The sequence below is a fragment of the Actinomadura sp. KC216 genome (assembly GCF_004348535.1).
GTDB lineage: Bacteria > Actinomycetota > Actinomycetes > Streptosporangiales > Streptosporangiaceae > Spirillospora.
In genome coordinates this window covers 1-19,002 of the sequence record NZ_SMJX01000158.1, presented here as the reverse complement: position 1 = coordinate 19,002, position 19,002 = coordinate 1, and the positions used below count along the sequence as shown (strand labels likewise).

The following is a 19,002-nucleotide window of genomic DNA, read 5'->3' as shown; positions in this document are numbered from 1 at the left end:
CCTCCGAAGCCGCCGCCACCCTGGCCGCCGCCACCGAAACCGCCGCCGCCACCCTGGCCGCCACCGCCGCCGCCGAAACCGCCGCCGCCACCCTGCCGCTGGGTCTTGTTGACCTTGGCGGTGGCGTTGCGCAGCGACGGGCCGACCTCGTCGACCTCGACCTCGAAGACCGTGCGCTTCTCGCCTTCACGGGTCTCGTACGACCGCTGCTTGAGGCGGCCCTGCACGATCACCCGCATGCCGCGCTGCAGGGTCTCGGCCACATTCTCGGCGGCCTGCCGCCAGACGTTGCAGGTCAGGAAGAGTGCTTCACCGTCCTTCCAGTCGCCCGACTGGCGGTCGAAGAACCGCGGGGTCGAGGCGATGCGGAAGGACGCGACCGCCTGGCCGCTGGGGGTGAAGCGCAGGTTCGGGTCCTCGACGAGGTTCCCGACGATCGTGATTACGGTGTCGCCTGCCATGGGGCTCGCTCCGGCTGCTGTGAGGGCCTGGGGCCTGACGCGGGGCGCCTGGCTCAGTGGACCTCGGGGCGGATGACCTTCGTACGGAGGATCGACTCGCTCAGGTTGAGCTGCCGGTCGAGCTCCTTGACCGTGGCAGGCTCGGCCGAAAGGTCGATCACCGCGTAGATGCCTTCGGACTTCTTCTGGATGTCGTACGCCAGGCGCCGGCGGCCCCAGACGTCGACCTTCTCCACGCTGCCGCCGCCGTCCTTGACGACCTTCAGGAACGGGTCGAGCGCCGCGTTCGCGGTGCGCTCGTCGACGGCGGGGTCGAGAATGGCCATGAGTTCGTAACGACGCATGCTGTGTCCCTACCTCCTCTGGACTGGTGCGGTCACGGTCTCTCCGTGACAGGAGGGCTGTTGCGTCTCCCGCGGCTGCGCCGGAACCCGGATCGCCGGGCGCGCCCGCCGCGAGACCGATACAGGCTACCAACAGTCGGCAGCGTACGAGCCGGTTCCGGGAGCGGAACGCCAGCGCAACGGAGGGATCGACCCCGCCAGGGGCCGGCGAGCGGCGCGGCACGGCCCGCGGGCGGCCCCATTCGCGAGGCCTCCGGCGCGGACAGCCCACCCGCCCCCGGCCCGGCGAGGTGGCGGGCCTCAGCGCCGCGCTCTTGGTTGGACGGGCTTGGCGCAGCGCCGCCGTTCCAGCTCCGCCATGATGTCGGCCATGCGGGCGCGCATGCGGGCGGTCTGGGTCGTCAGCACCGACAGCTCCTCCACGAGCTCCGCGTCACCGATGAGCCCCAACTCCGCTTTCGTCACGATGGTGCACCTCCTGCTCTCCCCCGCTTCCCCTCGGGGGCCGAATCGAGCCGGTGTTCTCGAATCCATGTTCGACCGTACCGCCTCCCGCCGACATTTCCGCCCGGCTTCGCCGGTTGATCCCCGGCCGCGCCGGGAACCCCTAAGGGCGTGGTCCGTCCGGTCCCGCGCGCACCACGAGCCCCGCCGCGGGAGACCTGACCTGGAGGAGGATCCCGATGCCACAGGAGGCAGCAGGCGCGAAACGGCAGGCATCCGGCACGCAGGCCCCCGCCGCGCGGACCGAGACCGAGTCGCACCGGCTCCAGGACGTGCTCGCCGTCGCCGCCGTCACGATCGGTCTCGCCGCCCTCGTCCTCGGCTGGATCCCGGCGACCCACTTCCCCGGGGCCGTCGCCGGGGTGATCGGCCTGCCGCTCGCCCTCTACTCCCAGATGATCTCCGCGACGACGAACGAGCGCTGGCTGAACGTCATCGGCATGGTGGCCTCGTTCATGGGTGCCGCCTTCGCCCTGAGCAACGGCGGCTTCTCGCTCTAACGCCCTTTCTGACGCCGCCCTAACGCCGCTTTGGTGCTCCGGAGTTCGGGACGCTTTTCTGGGTGTCGTAGGGCGGGGCTAGGCTCTGGGCATGCGCATCGGAGCCCACGTCGACCAGACCAACCCGCTCGACAACGCGCGCGCGATCGGCGCCGACGTCGTCCAGTTCTTCCTGGGTGATCCGCAGGGGTGGAAGAAGCCCGTCCTGCCGGAGGGCGTGGAGGCGCTGGCGGGCTCCGGGGTGGACGTCTACGTGCACGCTCCCTACACGATCAACGTGGCGACGTCCAACAACAGGATCCGCATCCCGAGCCGCAAGAACCTCACCCAGCAACTGGAGGCGGCGGCCTCGATCGGCGCGAAGGCGCTGATCGTGCACGGCGGGCACGTGCTGAAGGACGACGACCCCGAGCTGGGTTTCGAGAACTGGCGCAAGGTGTTCGAGAGGGTCGAGTGCCCGATCCCGGTCTATATCGAGAACACCGCGGGCGGCGACAACGCCATGGCGCGCAAGTTCGACCGGATTTCCCGGCTGTGGGAGGTGCTGTCCGGGCTTCCGGGGCTGGAGTCGAAGCTCGGTTTCTGCCTCGACACGTGCCACGCGCATGCCGCGGGCGAAGAACTCGTCGACGCCGTCGACCGGATCAAGGCCATAACCGGCCGCATCGATCTGGTGCACTGCAACGACAGCCGCGACACGTTCGGGTCGGGCGCCGACCGGCACGCCAACCTCGGCAGCGGCACCATCGACACCGAGCTGATCCTGGCCGTGGTCAAGGCCGCGGACGCGCCGGTCGTGGTGGAGACACCGGCGGAAGGCCAGGCCGACGACATTTCCTGGCTGCGCTCGAAGCTCTGACGGCGAGGCGGCCGGCTGCGGCCGAGACGGGGGAGGCATAGGCCGGAGGTGGCGGATTCGCGGCGCGGAGGCGTCGAGGTAGCGGCCGGACGAGGGGAACCCGAGGGCCGGGACCGGCATCTAAAACCGCGTAGGACCAGCATTACGACAAATTCCGAAGGTCACAACACACTGGCATAATTCGGAACCCAGCCCTCAGCGCACGCGCGTACCTTCCGGCGGCGGGCGCGCGAACCGATCGGGAACCACATGTCTCAGCCCCCTTACGACCCCTACGGCTACGGATCGCACGACCCCTACGCCCAGTACCCGCAGCAGCAGCCCGCGCCCGTGCAGCACCACTACTACGGAGCGTCGCCCGTACCGGTGGCCGCTCCCACCAACGGGATGGCGACCGCGTCGATGGTCTGCGGGCTCATCGGCTTCCTCGCCTGCGGCCTGACGTCGATTCTCGCGATCATTTTCGGCCACATCGCCCAGGGCCAGATCAAGCGGACGGGCGAGGGCGGCCACGGAATGGCCGTCGCCGGACTCATCCTCGGCTACATCGTCTCTGTCGGCTGGCTCATCTTCTGGGTCTTCTACATCGGCCTTTGGGCGGCGCTCGTGGGGACCGGCAGCACCACAGGCTACTGACGCCCGTCCTGGCGAGACGGCGCGTCTCGCCAAGACCGGACGGGCCACTCCAGGCCGGACGGGGATGACCGGTCAGGCGAGGCGGGGGACGCCTGCCACTTCCACACCCACGCTCGACATCAGCACGGTCATGGGGGTGGGGGTGTCCCGCCACGCCTTCACCACCCGGGCGAACATGTCCAGGACGGCGCGAAATGCCTGCTGATCGGCGTCGGCCAGCTCGGACCACGACTCGTACAGCACCACGTAGCCGTGCTTCACGGGGGTCCACGAAAGATCCGTCAGGGAGTCGCCGAGCGCGTCCCAGTCGGCGGCTGGCCCTTCGGGCACCTCGAAGACGTCGGCGCACAGCCGCAGGAACGAGGCACTGTCGCGGGCGCGGCGGCCGTCGAGATGGAATCCGCGCCACCCGGCCTCCCCGGCGCGCTCGACCCAGATCGTGTCGCCGATCGCGGCCGGCACCGGGGGCGTCCGCCACTGGTAGACGCCCGGCTCCAGCCGTCCCGCGAGCAGCTCTGTCAGTGCTTGGTTCGCGTCCACGTCCTCTCCCGGCAATTCCTGCGCCCCGCGTGCGCGGGACCGGGGCGACCCGCCCCACCGGCCGCGATCATCCCCGGGCAGCGCCCGGCAAACACCTCAAGATCGGTGGATTCCGGCACACCGTCCGGACCCTCGGGCGCCGCGCGCGTCCGAGATCGTCGCACAGCGCCCGCGGCCGGTCGCTCACCGACGCGCCGACGACCTGCACCGATCGAGGCGGCACCGACCCGGACGAGCCGTAGGTCCTCGGTCCGGCTCTGCGCGGACTCGCCTCCGCGACACCGGCCTCGCGGACAGGTTTCACGGGAAACGAACCGCGGGCACCTCCCCCCACCCCCGGCTCCAGCCCGTTCCGGCAGGATCCCTGTGGTGACGGGTTGAGTCTCTAGTCACTGGAGCCCTCATGGTGGACGGCATGGACGGCGACACCGGCGACACCCTGTACACGATCGGGGAACTGGCGCGCCGCACCGGCCTCCCGGTGCGGACGATCCGGTTCTACTCCGACGCGGGCGTCGTGCCGCCGTCCGGCCGTACCGCGGCCGGTTACCGGCTGTACGACACGGCGGCCGCCGCGCGCCTCGACCTGGTGCGGACGCTGCGCGACCTCGGCATCGACCTCGGCACGGTCCGGCGGCTGCTGGACCGCGAGATCGGCGTCGGGGACGTCGCGGCGGCGCACGCGGAGGCGCTGGACGTGCAGATCCGGACGCTCCGGCTGCGCCGGGCCGTGCTGCGGGCGGTCGCGAAACGCGGATCCACTCCAGAGGAGATCGAACTCATGCACAAGCTCGCCCGGCTGTCCGACGAGGAACGCCGCCGGATCATCACCGACTTCATCGACGAGTCGTTCGCCGGGCTCGACCTCAACCCCGACTTCGCGGCGAAGATGCGGTCCGCGCTGCCGGAACTTCCCGACGACCCCGAGCCCGAGCAGGTCGACGCGTGGGTGGAGCTCGCCGAGCTGGTCGGCGACCCGGGATTCCGCGCGTCGGTGCGGCGGATGGCGGAGGCCCAGGCGGCCGACATCTCGCGCGGCTCGTACCCGGACGACCCGGCGCGCCTCGCCGACCTGACGCGGGAGAAGATCGAACGGGCCGTCGCGGACGGCGTCGCACCGGATTCGGACGCCGCCTGTCCCATCGTGGACGAGCTGGCGGGCGCCTACGCGGACGCGTCCGGGGTCGCCGACGACGCCGCGTTCAGGCGCGACCTGCTGGCGCGCATGGAGATCGGCACCGACCGCCGCGCGGAGCGGTACTGGCAGCTGCTCGCGACGATCAACGGCTGGCCCGTCCCGCCGACCTTGACACCCCTGTTCGAGTGGTTCATCGAGGCCCTGCGCCACCAGAACATCCAGAACGGCTAGCACGCGGTAGGACAGCTGGCTAGGAGGCCTGAGACGCGACCGGGACGCTGGTGTGGCGGGCGCCGCGCCAGCGTCCCACCGAGATCAGGTCGGGCGCGCCGTCGAGGACGCCGCCCGCCGGGTCGTCCACGCCGTCCGCGCGCACCAGGTCGCCGGACGGGCGCAGTATGTCCCACACCACCAGCGCCGCCAGCGCGAGGACGGTCACGAACCGCGCGAGCAGCGCCAGATGGTAGACGTCCTCGCTGATGCCGGCCGCCGGTGCGTCGAAGCTGAGCACCGCCGACACCGTGTCCGAGAGGTCGGCGCCGGGCGTCTGCGCGGACACCGACAGCAGGAACCACCAGATGCCGAAGAAGTAGGCGATCTCGCCGGCCTGCCACACCACGAACGCGGGGATCTTCGGGCGCGCCAGCACGGCGAGCGGCAGCAGCCACAGCACGTACTGCGGCGACCAGACCTTGTTCGGCAGCATGAACGCGACCAGGACGAGGAACATCAGCTGCGGCAGGCGCGGGCGGCGCGGCGCCGTGAACGCGAGGACCGCGATGCAGGCGGCCAGGGCGAGGAACGTCCCCGTGCCGAGCAGGTTGAGCGTGCCGGTGTCGGACACGGTCTTCTCCAGCCCGTGGTCTTGCAGGTAGAAGAAGATCGAGCCCCAGTCGACGCCGCGTTTCTGGCTGAAGGTGTAGAACTCCTTCCAGCCTTCCCACGCGAAGAGCATCACGGGCAGGTTGACCAGCAGCCATGCGCCCGCGGTCCCGGCGAGCACGCGCCCCAGGGCCCGCCATTGCCCGACGCGGATGCACAGCAGCACCAGCGGGCCGAGGAGGAGCAGCGGGTAGAACTTCGCCGCGATCGCGAGGCCGAGCAGCGTCCCCGCGAGGGCCGGGCGGCGCGCGGACCACGCGGCGAGCGCCAGCGCGGTGAGCGCGACCGCCAGCAGGTCCCAGTTGATGTACGCGGTGAGCAGCAGGGCCGGGGACAGCGCCACCATCAGCCCGGTCCGCAGCGAGCGCCGTCCGGCCGCGTACGCGGTGGCGAGGACGGCGACGACGGCGAGGACGGCGAGGAGCAGCACGGTGACGTTGTAGAAGGCCATGCCGCGCTCGTCGAGCCCGAACGGCTTCACCAGCCACGCGGCGAGCTGCATGAAGCCGCCGCTCAGCACCGGGTACTCGACGTAGTGGATGTCGGAGCCGCTGAACGTGTCGAAGTACGGGACCTTGCCGTCGTTCAGCCCGCGCACGTAGTAGAGCGGATAGATGTCGGTGTAGCAGGCGTTCGTCGTCGTCTTGATGAAGTCGAAGTTCGCCGACGCGCACGGCCGCTTCTGCACCCAGCCCAGCAGGCACACGAAGGCGGTGAGGCCGGTGAGAACGGGAGCGAGCCGCGCCAGCCGTCCGGGAGGACCGCCGGAGCCGCCGGGGCCGTCCTGATCGTCGTTGTCGGTTCCGGCGGCGGGCATCCCGAGCCTTTCAGAAGACGACGCCATGGAGAGCAGACTATTGCTCATCACGCCCGCCCGCGTCGCGCTCGTCGCGCTCGTCGCGCGGCGCGAACGTCCGCCGGTCCGCCGGTCCGCCTAGGCACGAGCTCGGGGAGCCCGCAACGGCTCGGGGCGTGGAACGGCCCGGAGCCGTTGCGGGCTCCGGGCCGTTCCGTTCGTTCCGTTCGCGAGATGCCGGGCCAGCGTCGCCCGGCCGCGCTAGTTGGCGTTCGGCTCACTCGGCTCGTCCCGCCTGCAGGCGGGATGGTTCCTGTTCTCGGGCTTCTCGCACCACCAGGTCTTGTCCCCTTCCGGCGGAAGGTTCGGGTTGCAGCCGAGCGGCAGGTTGTACTCGTTGCAGGGCACCCCGCCCGGAGGCGGCGTCGTCGGGAACGACGGGCCCGAGGTCGGCGGCTGGCAGCCCGGCGTCGGCTCGCCCGGCTGGCAGGTGGGCCGGTCCGACGGGGACGGCGACGCCGACGTCGTCGGGGCGGGCTTCGGCTTCGCCCACGGGGCGACCTCGCCGCCGTTGACGGGCGGCGGGAACTGCGCGATCTCCTTGCCGTCCAGCGCCTTCGTCATGAAGCGCTTGAACAGGTCGGCCGGGACCGTACCACCGTAGACCTGGCTGTAGTTGCCGACGCCGATCAGCGACTTGCGGTTGCCGTTCTTGTCCTGCCGCCACATCGCCGCCGACGTCACGAGCTGCGGCGTGTAGCCGACGAACCAGGCGGACTTGTTCTCGTCCGTCGTACCGGTCTTGCCGGCCACCGGGCGGGGCGCGAGGCTCGCGCGCTTACCGGTACCGGACGTGACGACCGCCTGCATCGCCGACGTCGCGTCGGCCGCGACGCCCTCGGAGAACACCGTCGTGGGCTTCTCCCACGGCAGCTTCTCCAGCACGTCGCCGTGCTTGTTCGTGACCGGGTGGCCCGTGTTGGTGGTGATCTTGGAGATGACGTGCGCGGGCCGGTGCTTGCCCCCGGCGGCGAACGTCGAGTACACCGACGCCATCGTCACGGGGGTCGCGTCGATGACGCCGAGCGGCAGCGAGGTGTAGTCCGCCTTGAGGCCCGGGGTGTTCTCCGGCAGGCCCATCTTCTTGGCCATCTCGATGACGTTGGACAGCTGCACCTTCTGCCCCAGCTCGACGTACGACGTGTTGATGGACATCGCCGTCATCTGCTTGAGGTTGTAGACGCCGTTCTCCGACCTGCTGTCGTTGGTGAACGTCGCGCCGTTGATGGTGCGCCGGTAGCTGCCGTCCATCGTCGTCTGCAGGCTGATGCCCTGGTCGAGCGCGGTGGCCAGCACGATCGGCTTGAACGACGACCCGGGCTGCACCATGCCCTGGAAGGAGTTGTCGAACTGCTGCTGGCGGTAGGCCGGACCGCCGTAGGCGGCGACCACCCCGCCGGTCTTCGGGTCGACGGCGGCGAGCCCGAACTGGATGTCGTTGCCGAGCCCGTTCTCTTTCCTGATCTGCTTGACGACCTTGTTCGTGTAGTCCTGCAGCTGCCGGTTGAACGTCGTCTTGATCCGCAGGCCGCCGGTCTCCAGCATCTGCTCGTCGATGCCGAGCGCCTTCAGCTCCGCGAGGACGCGGTCCTGGAGGTAGCCGGTGTTCTCGTCGTCCGGAACGTCGCTCCAGTTCTCCTGCGTCTGCGGGAACTGCGCCGCGGCGCGTTTGGTCTGGTCGAGCCAGCCCTCCTCGACCATGCCGTCGAGGACGTAGTTCCAGCGGTCGATCAGCGCCTTCTTGGCCGGGTTGGAGGCCGGGCCGTAGGTGGCGAAGTAGCCCGGCCGCTGGATCAGCGCGGCGAGCATCGCCGCCTGGGACTCGTTGATCTCGGTGACGGGCTTGTGGAAGTAGGCGCGGGACGCGGCCTGGATGCCGTAGGACCGGCGCCCGAACGCGACGGTGTTGAGGTACAGCTCGAGGATCCGCTTCTTGTCCATCTCCTTGCCGAGACGGATCGAGATGAGGATCTCCTTGAGCTTGCGGCTGACCGTACGGTCCTGGCTGAGGCCCGCGTAGTAGTTACGCGCCATCTGCTGCGTGATCGTCGAGGCGCCGGCGACCTCACCGCCGGCGACCGCCCGGTACATCGCGCCCGCGATGCCCGTCGGGGAGATGCCCGGCTCGTGCCAGAAGTTGCGGTCCTCCGCGGCGAGGACCGCGTTCTGGACGTGCTTCGGGACCTTGTCGAGCGGGATGTCCTCGCGGTGGGTGCCGATCCGGGCGAGCGGCTTGCCGTCCGCGAACGTGATCAGCGACTCCTGCCGCAGCGCGGCCTGCTGCTTCGCCGTCGGGATCGGGGTGTTGGCGTACGCGACGATGACGAGCGTGGCCATGCCGAGGATCAGCACGCTGACGACGGCGGTCGCGACCTTCCAGGACGGGACGTACCGCCGCCAGCCGGTCTTCTCCGGGTCGTCGCCGTCGCCGCCCTGGCGCTTGCCGCGCCCCTTCCAGAAGGCGCCGAGGCCCTCGCGCCGGCCGCCGGAGCCGCCGTCGTCGCCCCAGAAGCTGTCGTCTCCGCCGTCCCCGGAGCCGCCGCGCCGGCCGTAGCCGCCGCCTCCGCCACCGTAGCCGCCGCCTCCTCCGCCGCCGGGACCGCGCCCGCCGGGACCGCCGGGACCGCCTGGGAAGCCGGGGCCCGCCGCGCCGCCCGCGCCTCCGGCCGCCCGTCCTGGACGGCCGCCCGGGCCCGAGCGCATCGATGAGGGCGTGCCACGGCGGCGACCTCCGCCGCCTCCGCCGCCGCCTATCCTCGCGGGCCCGCCGCTCCGTCCGCCCGACCTGCCGCCGGGGCGCGGCACCCTGCCGGGGGTGCCGGACGATCCACCGCGCGGCGCACCGGCGGGCGGGCCGGAGCCGCCGGAGCGGGGGGTCGCCCTCCGGTCGGGGCCATCTCCGAATTCCGGTCCGTATGGGCTTCGGTTACTCACGCGACCTCATCAAACTGGGGTACGGCTGTGCGTCGTCAGAGAGTACTGCGCCGCCGGAGCCGAGGGGGCCGAGGCGCCGAGCCTCGCCTCCCCTCGACCATCCGGACGCGCTCGGTCACGTCCCCTGGCGTGCGGTGACTCGGGAACATGCTTCATGTCACATCACCGCCTCCATGGAACGGTTCGGACGGGACGGCCCACCGGTTCATTCCGGTGGCCTCGACACTGGGTACAGCGGTGCGAGGCTCGCCGCGTTCGGCTCGTTGAGCCCGCCGCCTCCGCCGCCGCCTCCGCCGCCCCGCATCCTGCAGGCCGGATGCCCTTGGTGCATGTTGCACCACCAGTCCGGCGGCGGGAAGCTCGGCGGCCTGTCCGGGTTGCAGTTGGGGTCGGGGAACGGCGACTGGCAGGGCGGCTTGTTGCCCCCGCCGTTGCCGTTACCGCCACCGTTGCCGCCGCCGTTGCCCTGGCAGCGCGGATCGAACTCGCCGAGCGGGCCGTTGCACCACGGCGGCCTGTCGTCCTTCTTCTCCGGCGGCTTCGCCCAGCGCTGGACGATCCCGCCCCACACCGGCGGCGGGAACTGCCTGGCCTCCACGCCGCGCAGCGCTTCCTTCATGTATCCCCGCCAGATCCTGGCGGGGATCGTGCCGCCCTCCACCTCGCCGATCCCCGGCAGGATCACCGACTTCTTCTTCCCGCCGGGCCCCACCGAGTCGTTGTAGAGCGTCACCGCGGTCGACACCTGCGGCACGTAACCGACGAACCACGACGAGACGTTCCGGTCGGTCGTCCCGGTCTTGCCGGCCGCCTGGCGCCCGTCGGGCAGCCGCGCCGCCGTCGCCGTGCCGCCCAGGATGACCTGCTGCATGGCGTAGGTGGCGTCCGCCGCGACCTTCGGGGAGAACACGCGGCGCTTCTCGTACTTCGGCTTCAGCCGCACCGTCTTGTTGTCGGTCGCCCTGACCAGGCGGATCACGTGCGGCTGGTGGTAGACGCCGCCGTTGGCGAACACCGCGTACCCGGCGGCCTGCTCGATCGGACGGATGTTGTTGACGCCCAGCGCCAGGTTCAGGCAGCAGTCGTGCGGCTTCAGCAGGTCGCGCGCGATACCGGCGTCCGTCTCGGTCTCGATGACCTCTTCGATGCCGACCTTGCCCATCAGCTGGAGGAACGCCGTGTTCACCGACTCCTCCGTCGCCGTGATGAGGTTGACCGCCGGCGGTGTCCGATGGGAGTTCGGGACCATCACGGCGCCGGGATCGTTCCGCGACACGACGTTGCCCTCGCCGTTGAGCGGGATCCTCGACCGGCCCTCCACCATGCTCTTCAGGCTGTAGTTCTGCTTCAGCGCCGTCGCCAGCACGTACGGCTTCATCGCCGACCCCGCCTGCGCCGACCCCTGCCAGACGTTGTCGAACGCCTGGTCCAGGTAGCTGGGCCCGCCGTAGAACGCGATGACCTCACCGTTCGCGGTGTTCACCGACACCAGCCCGACGCGGATCTTCTTCTTCGCCAGCTTCTTCGGGTCCACCTGCGGGACGGTCTTCTCGGCCGCCTCCTTGGCCATCGCCATCCGCTTGCGGTCGAACGTCGTGTAGACGCGCAGGCCCTTGGTCGTCAGTTCCTTGTCGTCGATGCCGAGCCGGTCCAGCTCCTTCTTGGCGCGCATCAGCATGTAGCCGCGCTGGCCGCCGTAGAGCTGGTTGCCCGTGCCCGCTTCCTTGATCTTGGGAAGCTGCTGCTTGTACTTGTCGGCGTCGGCCTGGCTGAGCTTGCCCATCTTGACCATGCCGTCGAGCGTGTACTGGTACCGGGCGGTCACCCACGCCCGGTTGCCCTCCTCGCCCGGGTCCCGGTTCGGGTTCTGGATGATGCCGCCGAGGAAGGCCGCCTGGTCGGGCTTGAGCTTCCACACGTCCGTCCCGAAGTACTCGCGGGACGCCGCCTGGATGCCGTACGTGTCGCGGCCCATGTAGATGGTGTTCAGGTACAGCTTGAGGATCTCGTCCTTGGTGTGCTTGTCCTCAAGCTTCAGCGAGATGAACAGCTCCTTGAACTTCCGGTTCATCGTCCGGTTGTTCGGGTCGGAGTAGTAGTTCTTCGCGAGCTGCTGCGTGATCGTGGACCCGCCGCCCGACCCGCCGGTCAGGTTCTTCCACACCGCCCGCGTCGTGCCCTTGACCGAGAACCCGGGGTCGGTGCGGAAGCTGCGGTTCTCCGCCGCGAGCACCGCGTCCTGGACGGTCGGCGGAACCTTGTTCAGCTCGACGCTCTGCCGCTTCTTGCCGACGCGCCCGATCTCGGTGCCGTCGGTGTAGTAGAAGATCGACGCCTGGTCCTCGACGCCCGCCACGGTCGGCTCCGCGGGCGTCGGCGTGTTCGCGTACGCGACCCAGATCAGGGTGATGAACGCGGCGAACCCGAGCCCGCAGACACCGGCCACGACCTTCCAGGACGGGATGTACTTGCGCCACCCCTCCCCCCGGGAGCGCAGGTGGTCGATGAAGCTCTGCTTGCCCGGCCCGGTCGGCCGCCCGGGGCCTCCGGGACCCCCCGGTCCCCCCGGTCCACCGGGACCGCCGGGCCGTCCGGGGCCGCCCGGTCCCGCGGGGCCGCCCGCCCGATGTGCCGCGCGCGTGCCGTTGCCGCGGAACTTCCCGGCCACCTTCGACCCGAGGTCCTGACCGAGCTTCCCGATATCGCCGAGCTTGTCGCGGACGCCGTTGCCGGCCGTCCCGAACCCGGCCACCCCGGCACCGGCACCGGCCGCACCAGCCGCGCCGGCTGCGTGCCTGCCGCCGGCGCCCGGCCGAGGCGCACCGCCCATACCGGACGCGTTAGGCGTACGAGGCCCACCAGGGGAGCCAGGGGTGTTAGGCCCGCCAGGCCCACCCATTCCGGGCCTATTCATTCCGGGTCCACTTGGACCAGGCCCACCCGGACCGGCCCCGCCCGGACCACGTCCACCGGGCATGGCGCCACCCGTGGGCGACCTGAGCGGAGCGCCCGGCCCGCCGGGGCCGCTAGAGCCGCCGCCGGACGGTCCCATGCCACCAGGGACGTTCGGGCCACCGGACGCGGCGCCTCCACCGGGCGTCCCAGGGCCGCCTGCCCTACCGCCCGGCATCTCCGGCCCGCTCAAGGGCCCGCGCCCGCCGGGGGCGCTTCGCATGGCCGCGTCGCCAAAGCCGCCAAGCCCTTCGGGCGCGGTCGCCCCACCCGGGCCGCCCATCCCGCCGGGCGTCGGCGAACCACCCAGTGGATCACCAGGCCCGAGGCCGCTCGACGAACCGAAGTCACCGTACGAGCTCGACCCGCCGCCCGACGGCGCACCGTTTCCACCCGTCCCGCCGGGCGTTACGGATCCGGCGGGCGGGCCCGAGCCGGGGAAGGCCGGGTCGCTCAAGGGGGAGGAGCCGCCGGGCATGCTCGGGCCGGCGGACGCGGCGCCTCCGCTGAGCGCGCCCGGCTCGCCGGGCATGCCGTGGCCGGGCGGCGTCCCGGAAGGTCCGGACGGCCTAGGGGCGGCGCCGGGAACGGAGGGGCCGCCCATGAAGTTCGGGGCGTGGTCCTGCGGTCCGGCCGGTGTCCCCGCCGTGCCTGGCGCGGTGGACTCGCGGTGGACGCCCGGCTGCCCGGGGTCGCCGGAATCGCCGGGACGGGGGTTCTGCTGCCCGCCCGGCCTCTGCGACCCGGGTTCCGGTCGGGGCTGGCTTGGATTACTCACGCGACCTCATCAACAGGGGACAACGGTTAGCTGCCGAGGGCCGGGGTCACCCCACCGGCTCTGGGCGGCTTTGCGCCGTCCGAAGCGTACTGTGCGGGCTGGTGAGCGGGGGGAGCGAGTGCAGTGCGACGGCACGTTCCGGCTGGTCAACGCCCCGGCCGGTTGCGGCGGCCGGTGATTCCTCCTTGTTCGTCTGCCGCCCGGGGCGCTACTCCCCGAGGCCGTGGACGCCGGACATCGCCGGGTGGTGCCATGCGCAACTTTGACACACTTCCACCACATACACCCAGAATTCTCCGTTTTTGTGGTCCAACGGGGGCGTGCGCGGCGGCCTCGGCACGCCCCGCCCCACATACCGCCCGGCGGCTGCCCACTTGCCAAGCACGGGCCGCACTACGTATCTTGTCGATGTATCGAGTCGATACATTCACTCGATACATCGGATCGAGACATCCGGCTCTGTGGAGGTGGACGATGGCGGCCAGGAAGGGCGCGGGCGTGCTGGAGCTCGCCGTGCTCGGACTGCTGCACGAGTCCCCTATGCACGGGTACGAGCTGCGCAAGCGGCTCAACACCCTGCTGGGCATGTTCCGCGCCTTCTCTTATGGCTCCCTCTATCCGTGCCTCAAGCAGCTGCTCGCGAACGGGCTGATCATCGAGGACCGGCCGGAGGAGCCGAACACGGCGCTGGCGCTGCAGAGCCGCCGGTCGAAGATCGTCTACAAGCTCACCGCGGACGGCAAGGAGCGCCTCCAGCAGCTCCTGACCGAGGCCGGTCCGGCGTCGTGGGAGGACGAGGGGTTCGGCGTGCACTTCGCCTTCTTCTCGCACACCCGCGCCGACGTCCGGCTCCGGATCCTCGAAGGCCGCCGCAGCCGGCTGGAGGAGCGTCTGGAGAGCGTCCGCGCCGCCCTGGCGCGGACCCGCGAGCGGGTCGACTCCTACACCCTGGAGCTGCAGAACCACGGGCTGGAGTCCGTCGAACGCGAGGTCAGATGGCTCAACGAGCTGATCGGGCGCGAGCGGGCCGAGCAGGAACAGCAAGCCGCACAGTACGAAACCAAACACGACAAGCCTCGGGACAAGGGCCGCTGACAGAGCGGCCCACCTGGGACGGGTGAATCCCACCTCAGGTCCCCCGCCCGGAAGCGGCGTCCGCCCTCCGGCGGGCGAGGATCGCAACCGCAAAAGAGAAGGAGCAACCGGATGGGTTCGGTGCGCGTAGCCATCGTGGGTGTGGGTAACTGCGCCTCTTCGCTCGTCCAGGGTGTCGAGTTCTACAAGGACGCGGCCCCCGATCAGCGAGTCCCCGGCCTCATGCACGTGCAGTTCGGCGAGTACCACGTGGGCGACGTCGAGTTCGTGGCGGCGTTCGACGTGGACGCCAAGAAGGTCGGGATGGACCTGTCCGAGGCCATCTACGCCAGCGAGAACAACACGATCAAGTTCGCCGACGTCCCGCCGATGGGCGTGACCGTCCAGCGCGGCCACACCTTCGACGGCCTCGGCGAGTACTACCTGAACATGGTCGAGGAGTCGGACGCCGAGCCGGTCGACGTCGTCCAGGCGCTGAAGGACGCCAAGGTGGACGTCCTGGTGTCGTACCTGCCGGTGGGGTCCGAGGACGCCGACCGCTTCTACGCCCAGTGCGCGATCGACGCCAAGGTCGCGTTCGTGAACGCGCTGCCGGTGTTCATCGCCAGCGACCCCGAGTGGGCCCAGAAGTTCACGGACGCCGGCGTCCCGATCGTCGGCGACGACATCAAGTCGCAGGTCGGCGCGACCATCACGCACCGCGTCATGGCCCGCCTGTTCGAGGACCGCGGTGTTGAGCTGCTGCGCACCTACCAGCTCAACTTCGGCGGCAACATGGACTTCATGAACATGCTGGAGCGCAAGCGGCTCCAGTCGAAGAAGATCTCCAAGACGCAGTCGGTGACGTCGCAGATCCCGCACGAGATGGCGAAGGCGGACGTGCACATCGGCCCGTCCGACCACGTGCCGTGGCTGGACGACCGCAAGTGGGCCTACGTCCGGCTGGAGGGCCGCTCGTTCGGCGACACGCCCCTCAACCTGGAGTACAAGCTCGAGGTCTGGGACTCCCCGAACTCCGCCGGCGTGATCATCGACGCGGTGCGCGCCGCGAAGATCGCCAAGGACCGGGGCATCGGCGGGCCGATCCTGTCGGCGTCCTCCTACTTCATGAAGTCGCCGCCCGAGCAGTACAACGACGACCAGGCGCACGACGCCGTCGAGAAGTTCATCCGCGGCGAGGTCGACCGCTAGCCCTCGCCGCGCGGGACGGGCCGGGAGCGCTGCCCTTAACGGCGTTCCGGAGCCCGTCTCCGCGCAATGAGTCGGCGCCGCCCCCTTTAGGCGGCATTCCCCAGGGACGCCCTGGCAGTGGTTTCCATTGCCAGGGCGTCCCTGCTTCTGCGGAGCTTCTGCCGAGCTTCTCTAAAGAAAACGGGTGATGTACCGCTCCTTTATCACGCTCTGGCTCTACTGTGACACCGTCGGTTACTGCGCGCCAAGTTCCGAGTCTTGAGGTGAGAACGCCATGGCACGCGAAGTGGGCAAGGTGACGGCGGGTCTGGCGGTGCTCGTGGTCGGGCTGACGGGATGCGCCGGAGGCGGTGACGACGCGTCCGCCGACGGACGGCCCCGCGACGGCGGCACGCTGCGCCTCGTCGGCTCGTCCGACGTCGAGCACCTCGATCCCGCGTCCGTCGCGAGCGTGGGCGCGTACGGGCTCGTCCGGACGTTCGCGCGGACGCTGTTCGGGACGCTGGCGTCCAACACCTTCGAGGAGACGATCCCGGTGCGCCCCGACGTGGCCGCGCGGATCCCGTCCCGCGAGAACGGCGGCATCAGCGAGGACGGCCGCACCTACACCGTCCACCTGCGCGACGACGTCCGGTGGAACACCCAGCCGCAGCGGCCGGTGACGGCGCACGACTTCGTCCGCGGCTTCGAGCGGCTCTGCAACCCGGCGTCGCCGTCCGGGGGCAAGGGGTACTTCACGTCCACGCTCAAGGGCATGGCCGAGTTCTGCCGCGGCTACACCGCCGTCGACCCCCGCAGCCCCGGCGCGATGGCCGCCTACCAGCGCGACCACGGGTTCGACGGGGTCACCGCGAGGGACGACGAGACGCTCGTGTTCAGATTAGAGCGGCCCGCCAGCGACTTCCTTCACCTGCTCGCGCTGCCGTCCACCGCCGCGGCGCCGCGGGAGTACGACCGCTACATCCCGGACGGACCGGAGTTCCGGCAGCACACGATCTCGAACGGCCCGTACCAGATCACCGAGTACAAGCCGGGCATGACCTACCTGCTCACCCGCAACCCGGCCTGGCGCCAGGCCGGCGATCCGCTCCGCGAACGCCACGTGGAGAAGATCCGGATCACGCTCGGGCAGGACTCGCCGGAGGCCGTCCAGCAGCAGATCGAGCAGGGCGTCGCCGACCTCGCGTGGGACCAGCCCGTCCCGACGTCCGCGATCCCGCGGCTGCGCGACGACCCCCGCTTCGCGATCAGGGAGGCACCGTCCAACAGCCCCTACCTGGTGTTCAACACGCGAAGCCCGGGCAATTCCGGCGCGCTCGGCAGGCGGGAGGTCCGCCAGGCCCTGGAGTACGCCATCGACCGCAGCGCCCTCATCAAGATCGTCGGTGGTCCGTCGGTGGCGAAGGCCCTGCACACGGTGATCCCGCCGGGCAACGCCGGGTACGCGCCCGCCGACCACTACCCCACACCGAACGACTCCGGCGACCCGGCCAAATGCCGCGCGCTCCTCGCCCGGGCGGGCCACTCCACCCTCACACTGAAGTTCCCGTACCGCACCAATAGCGTCCACAAGCTGATCGCCCAGTCCATCGCGGAGAACCTCGACGCCTGCGGGGTGAAGACCGAACTCCTCGCCGATTCCGGCGGCTCCTTCTACGCCGCCACGATCGCCACCCCAGCGAAGGCCGCCGCGGGCGAATGGGACATCGCCGCCCCCGGCTGGACGCCCGACTGGTACGGCAACAACGGCCGCTCGATGATTCAGCCGCTGTTCGACGGACGCGCCTACGGGCAGAACTCCACCAACTACGGCGGCTACGACAACCCGCAGGTCAACGCCCTCATCGACGCCGCGCTCACCGCACCCGACCCGGCCCGCGCCGCCCGGTACTGGCAGCAGGCCGACCGGCAGATCATGGCGGACGCGGCGATCGTCCCGCTCCTCAGCCGCTCCCACACGATCTTCCGCTCGTCCCGCGTCCACGGCACCCGCTTCCTCCCCACCGCGACCGGCTACGACTACACCCGCCTCTGGCTGACCTAGGCGGTACGCCCGGAGCAGCCGCGGTGATGAATACAGTGATCGGGTGAGAGCTGCCGAATTGCCGGAGATTCTGCGCGGGCGGGATTTCCGGCGGCTGTACGCGACGCGTATCGCCTCGCAGCTCACCGACGGCGTCTTCCAGGTGGCACTCGCGGGATACGTGTTCTTCTCGCCCGAGCGGCAGACGACCGCGGCGAAGGCGGCGGCGGCGTTCGCGGTGACGTTGCTGCCGTACTCGGCGCTCGGGCCGTTCGCCGGGGTGTTCATCGACCGGTGGCAGCGGCGGCAGATCCTCGTGTGGACGCCGATCCTGCGGGCCCTGCTGGTCCTGGCCGTCGCGGGCCTGGTGGCGGCCGGACGGGACGGCCCGGCCTTCTTCATCGGCGTGCTCGCCGTCCTCGGCGTGAACCGGTTCTTCCTGGCGGCGCTGTCGGCGGCGTTGCCCCATGTGGTGCGGCGCGACCATCTGGTGACGGCGAACGCGTTCTCGGTCACGTCCGGGACGGTGATCGCGTTCCTCGGCGGCGGCGCCGGCTACCTGCTCCGGCTCCTCTTCGGCGCCGGCAACGGCGGGACGGCGCTGATCCTCGTGGTGGCCGCCGGGCTGTTCCTCGCCGCCGGGATGATCGCGACGAGGCTGCCGAGGAAACTGCTGGGCCCGTACCCGTCCGAGAACGCGGTACCCGGCGCCTCCGCCCCGGCCGAGCCGCGAATCCGGGAGGCACTGGGCACGGTGATCGACGGCCTCGTGGACGGGGCGCGCCACATCGCACACCGGCCGCAGGCGGCACTGGCGCTCAGCGCCATCTCCTTCCACCGGTTCCTGTACGGCGTCGTCTTGATCATGACGCTGCTGCTGTGCCGGAACCATTTCGCGGACGCCCCGGACACCGGCCTGGAGACGTTCGCGATCATGCTCGGGGTCTCCGGCGCCGGATTCTTCATCGCCGCGCTGATCACACCGCCGGTGGTGCGGCGGATCACCAAGCAGGCATGGATCGCCTGGCTGCTCGGCGCCGCCGCGCTGAGCCTGCTCGCCCTCGGCATGCCGTTCGACGAACGCTCCTGGGCGGCGGCCGCGTTCGTCCTGGGCGTCGTGTCCCAAGGCGTCAAGCTCTGCGTCGACACAACCTTGCAGGAGACGATCGAGGACGCCTACCGGGGCCGCGTGTTCGCCGTCTACGACATGCTGTTCAACGCCATGTTCGCCGCCGCGGCCGCAGCCGCCGCGACCTGGCTGCCCTCAGACGGACGCGCCGCCCTCACCCTCCTGGCCGTCATCACCACC

General features: G+C 70.6%; 15 protein-coding genes. 8 read left to right on the top strand and 7 right to left on the bottom strand.

Features of this window, described 5'->3' with window-relative positions; genetic code table 11:
* The 3 genes from E1264_RS25015 to E1264_RS43650 form a co-directional block, all read right to left on the bottom strand.
* The coding region (locus tag E1264_RS25015) for a single-stranded DNA-binding protein (RefSeq protein ID WP_132177589.1) at positions 1-461 on the bottom strand (461 nt) is incomplete at its 3' end.
* Positions 462-514: 53 nt separating this feature from the next.
* Positions 515-805, bottom strand: coding sequence for a 30S ribosomal protein S6 (gene rpsF, locus E1264_RS25010; protein ID WP_132177587.1), 291 nt, complete (start codon positions 803-805; stop codon positions 515-517).
* 300 nt (positions 806-1,105) lie between these two features.
* On the bottom strand, positions 1,106-1,270 hold the full coding sequence (locus E1264_RS43650; protein ID WP_165964360.1) for a hypothetical protein: 165 nt from the start codon (positions 1,268-1,270) through the stop codon (positions 1,106-1,108).
* A gap of 218 nt (positions 1,271-1,488) precedes the next feature.
* On the opposite strand from E1264_RS43650, the gene E1264_RS25005 reads away from it, so the two are divergent.
* The 3 genes from E1264_RS25005 to E1264_RS24995 all read left to right on the top strand — a co-directional run bounded on the left by E1264_RS25005 (position 1,489) and on the right by E1264_RS24995 (position 3,304).
* Positions 1,489-1,809, top strand: a complete 321-nt coding sequence (locus E1264_RS25005; RefSeq protein ID WP_207936145.1) for a hypothetical protein — start codon at positions 1,489-1,491, stop codon at positions 1,807-1,809.
* 91 nt (positions 1,810-1,900) lie between these two features.
* Positions 1,901-2,668 carry a deoxyribonuclease IV gene (locus tag E1264_RS25000; protein WP_132177585.1) on the top strand — a complete coding sequence of 256 codons (768 nt, stop codon included), beginning with the start codon at positions 1,901-1,903 and terminating at the stop codon, positions 2,666-2,668.
* 249 nt (positions 2,669-2,917) lie between these two features.
* Positions 2,918-3,304: a DUF4190 domain-containing protein gene (locus tag E1264_RS24995; RefSeq protein WP_132177583.1), complete on the top strand. Its 387-nt coding sequence runs from the start codon at positions 2,918-2,920 to the stop codon at positions 3,302-3,304.
* A 72-nt stretch (positions 3,305-3,376) separates the two neighbouring features.
* On the opposite strand, the gene E1264_RS24990 is transcribed toward E1264_RS24995, so the two are convergent.
* Positions 3,377-3,844 (bottom strand): barstar family protein, encoded by a 468-nt coding sequence (locus E1264_RS24990; RefSeq protein WP_165964359.1) that lies wholly within the window; start codon positions 3,842-3,844, stop codon positions 3,377-3,379.
* Positions 3,845-4,247: 403 nt separating this feature from the next.
* On the opposite strand from E1264_RS24990, the gene E1264_RS24985 reads away from it, so the two are divergent.
* A complete protein-coding gene (locus E1264_RS24985; RefSeq protein WP_243711151.1) occupies positions 4,248-5,213 on the top strand; it encodes a MerR family transcriptional regulator in 966 nt (321 codons plus the stop codon).
* A gap of 19 nt (positions 5,214-5,232) precedes the next feature.
* On the opposite strand, the gene E1264_RS24980 is transcribed toward E1264_RS24985, so the two are convergent.
* The 3 genes from E1264_RS24980 to E1264_RS24970 all read right to left on the bottom strand — a co-directional run bounded on the left by E1264_RS24980 (position 5,233) and on the right by E1264_RS24970 (position 12,484).
* The gene (locus E1264_RS24980; protein WP_243711150.1) at positions 5,233-6,708 is read right to left on the bottom strand and encodes a glycosyltransferase 87 family protein; all 1,476 of its coding nucleotides are present in this window, start codon (positions 6,706-6,708) and stop codon (positions 5,233-5,235) included.
* 213 nt (positions 6,709-6,921) lie between these two features.
* On the bottom strand, positions 6,922-9,423 hold the full coding sequence (locus tag E1264_RS24975; protein WP_279491362.1) for a transglycosylase domain-containing protein: 2,502 nt from the start codon (positions 9,421-9,423) through the stop codon (positions 6,922-6,924).
* A gap of 436 nt (positions 9,424-9,859) precedes the next feature.
* On the bottom strand, positions 9,860-12,484 hold the full coding sequence (locus E1264_RS24970; protein ID WP_243711149.1) for a transglycosylase domain-containing protein: 2,625 nt from the start codon (positions 12,482-12,484) through the stop codon (positions 9,860-9,862).
* A 1,374-nt stretch (positions 12,485-13,858) separates the two neighbouring features.
* Between E1264_RS24970 and E1264_RS24960 the strand changes: the two genes are divergently transcribed.
* From E1264_RS24960 to E1264_RS24945, 4 genes are all read left to right on the top strand, one after another.
* Positions 13,859-14,479 carry a PadR family transcriptional regulator gene (locus tag E1264_RS24960; protein ID WP_132177577.1) on the top strand — a complete coding sequence of 207 codons (621 nt, stop codon included), beginning with the start codon at positions 13,859-13,861 and terminating at the stop codon, positions 14,477-14,479.
* 111 nt (positions 14,480-14,590) lie between these two features.
* Entirely contained in the window at positions 14,591-15,670 is a 1,080-nt protein-coding gene (locus E1264_RS24955; protein ID WP_132177575.1) for an inositol-3-phosphate synthase, read from the top strand.
* Between the two features lie 274 nt (positions 15,671-15,944).
* The gene (locus E1264_RS24950) at positions 15,945-17,714 is read left to right on the top strand and encodes an ABC transporter substrate-binding protein (RefSeq protein WP_132177573.1); all 1,770 of its coding nucleotides are present in this window, start codon (positions 15,945-15,947) and stop codon (positions 17,712-17,714) included.
* Positions 17,715-17,757: 43 nt separating this feature from the next.
* On the top strand, positions 17,758-19,002 hold a 1,245-nt coding region (locus E1264_RS24945), incomplete at its 3' end, for an MFS transporter (RefSeq protein ID WP_132177571.1).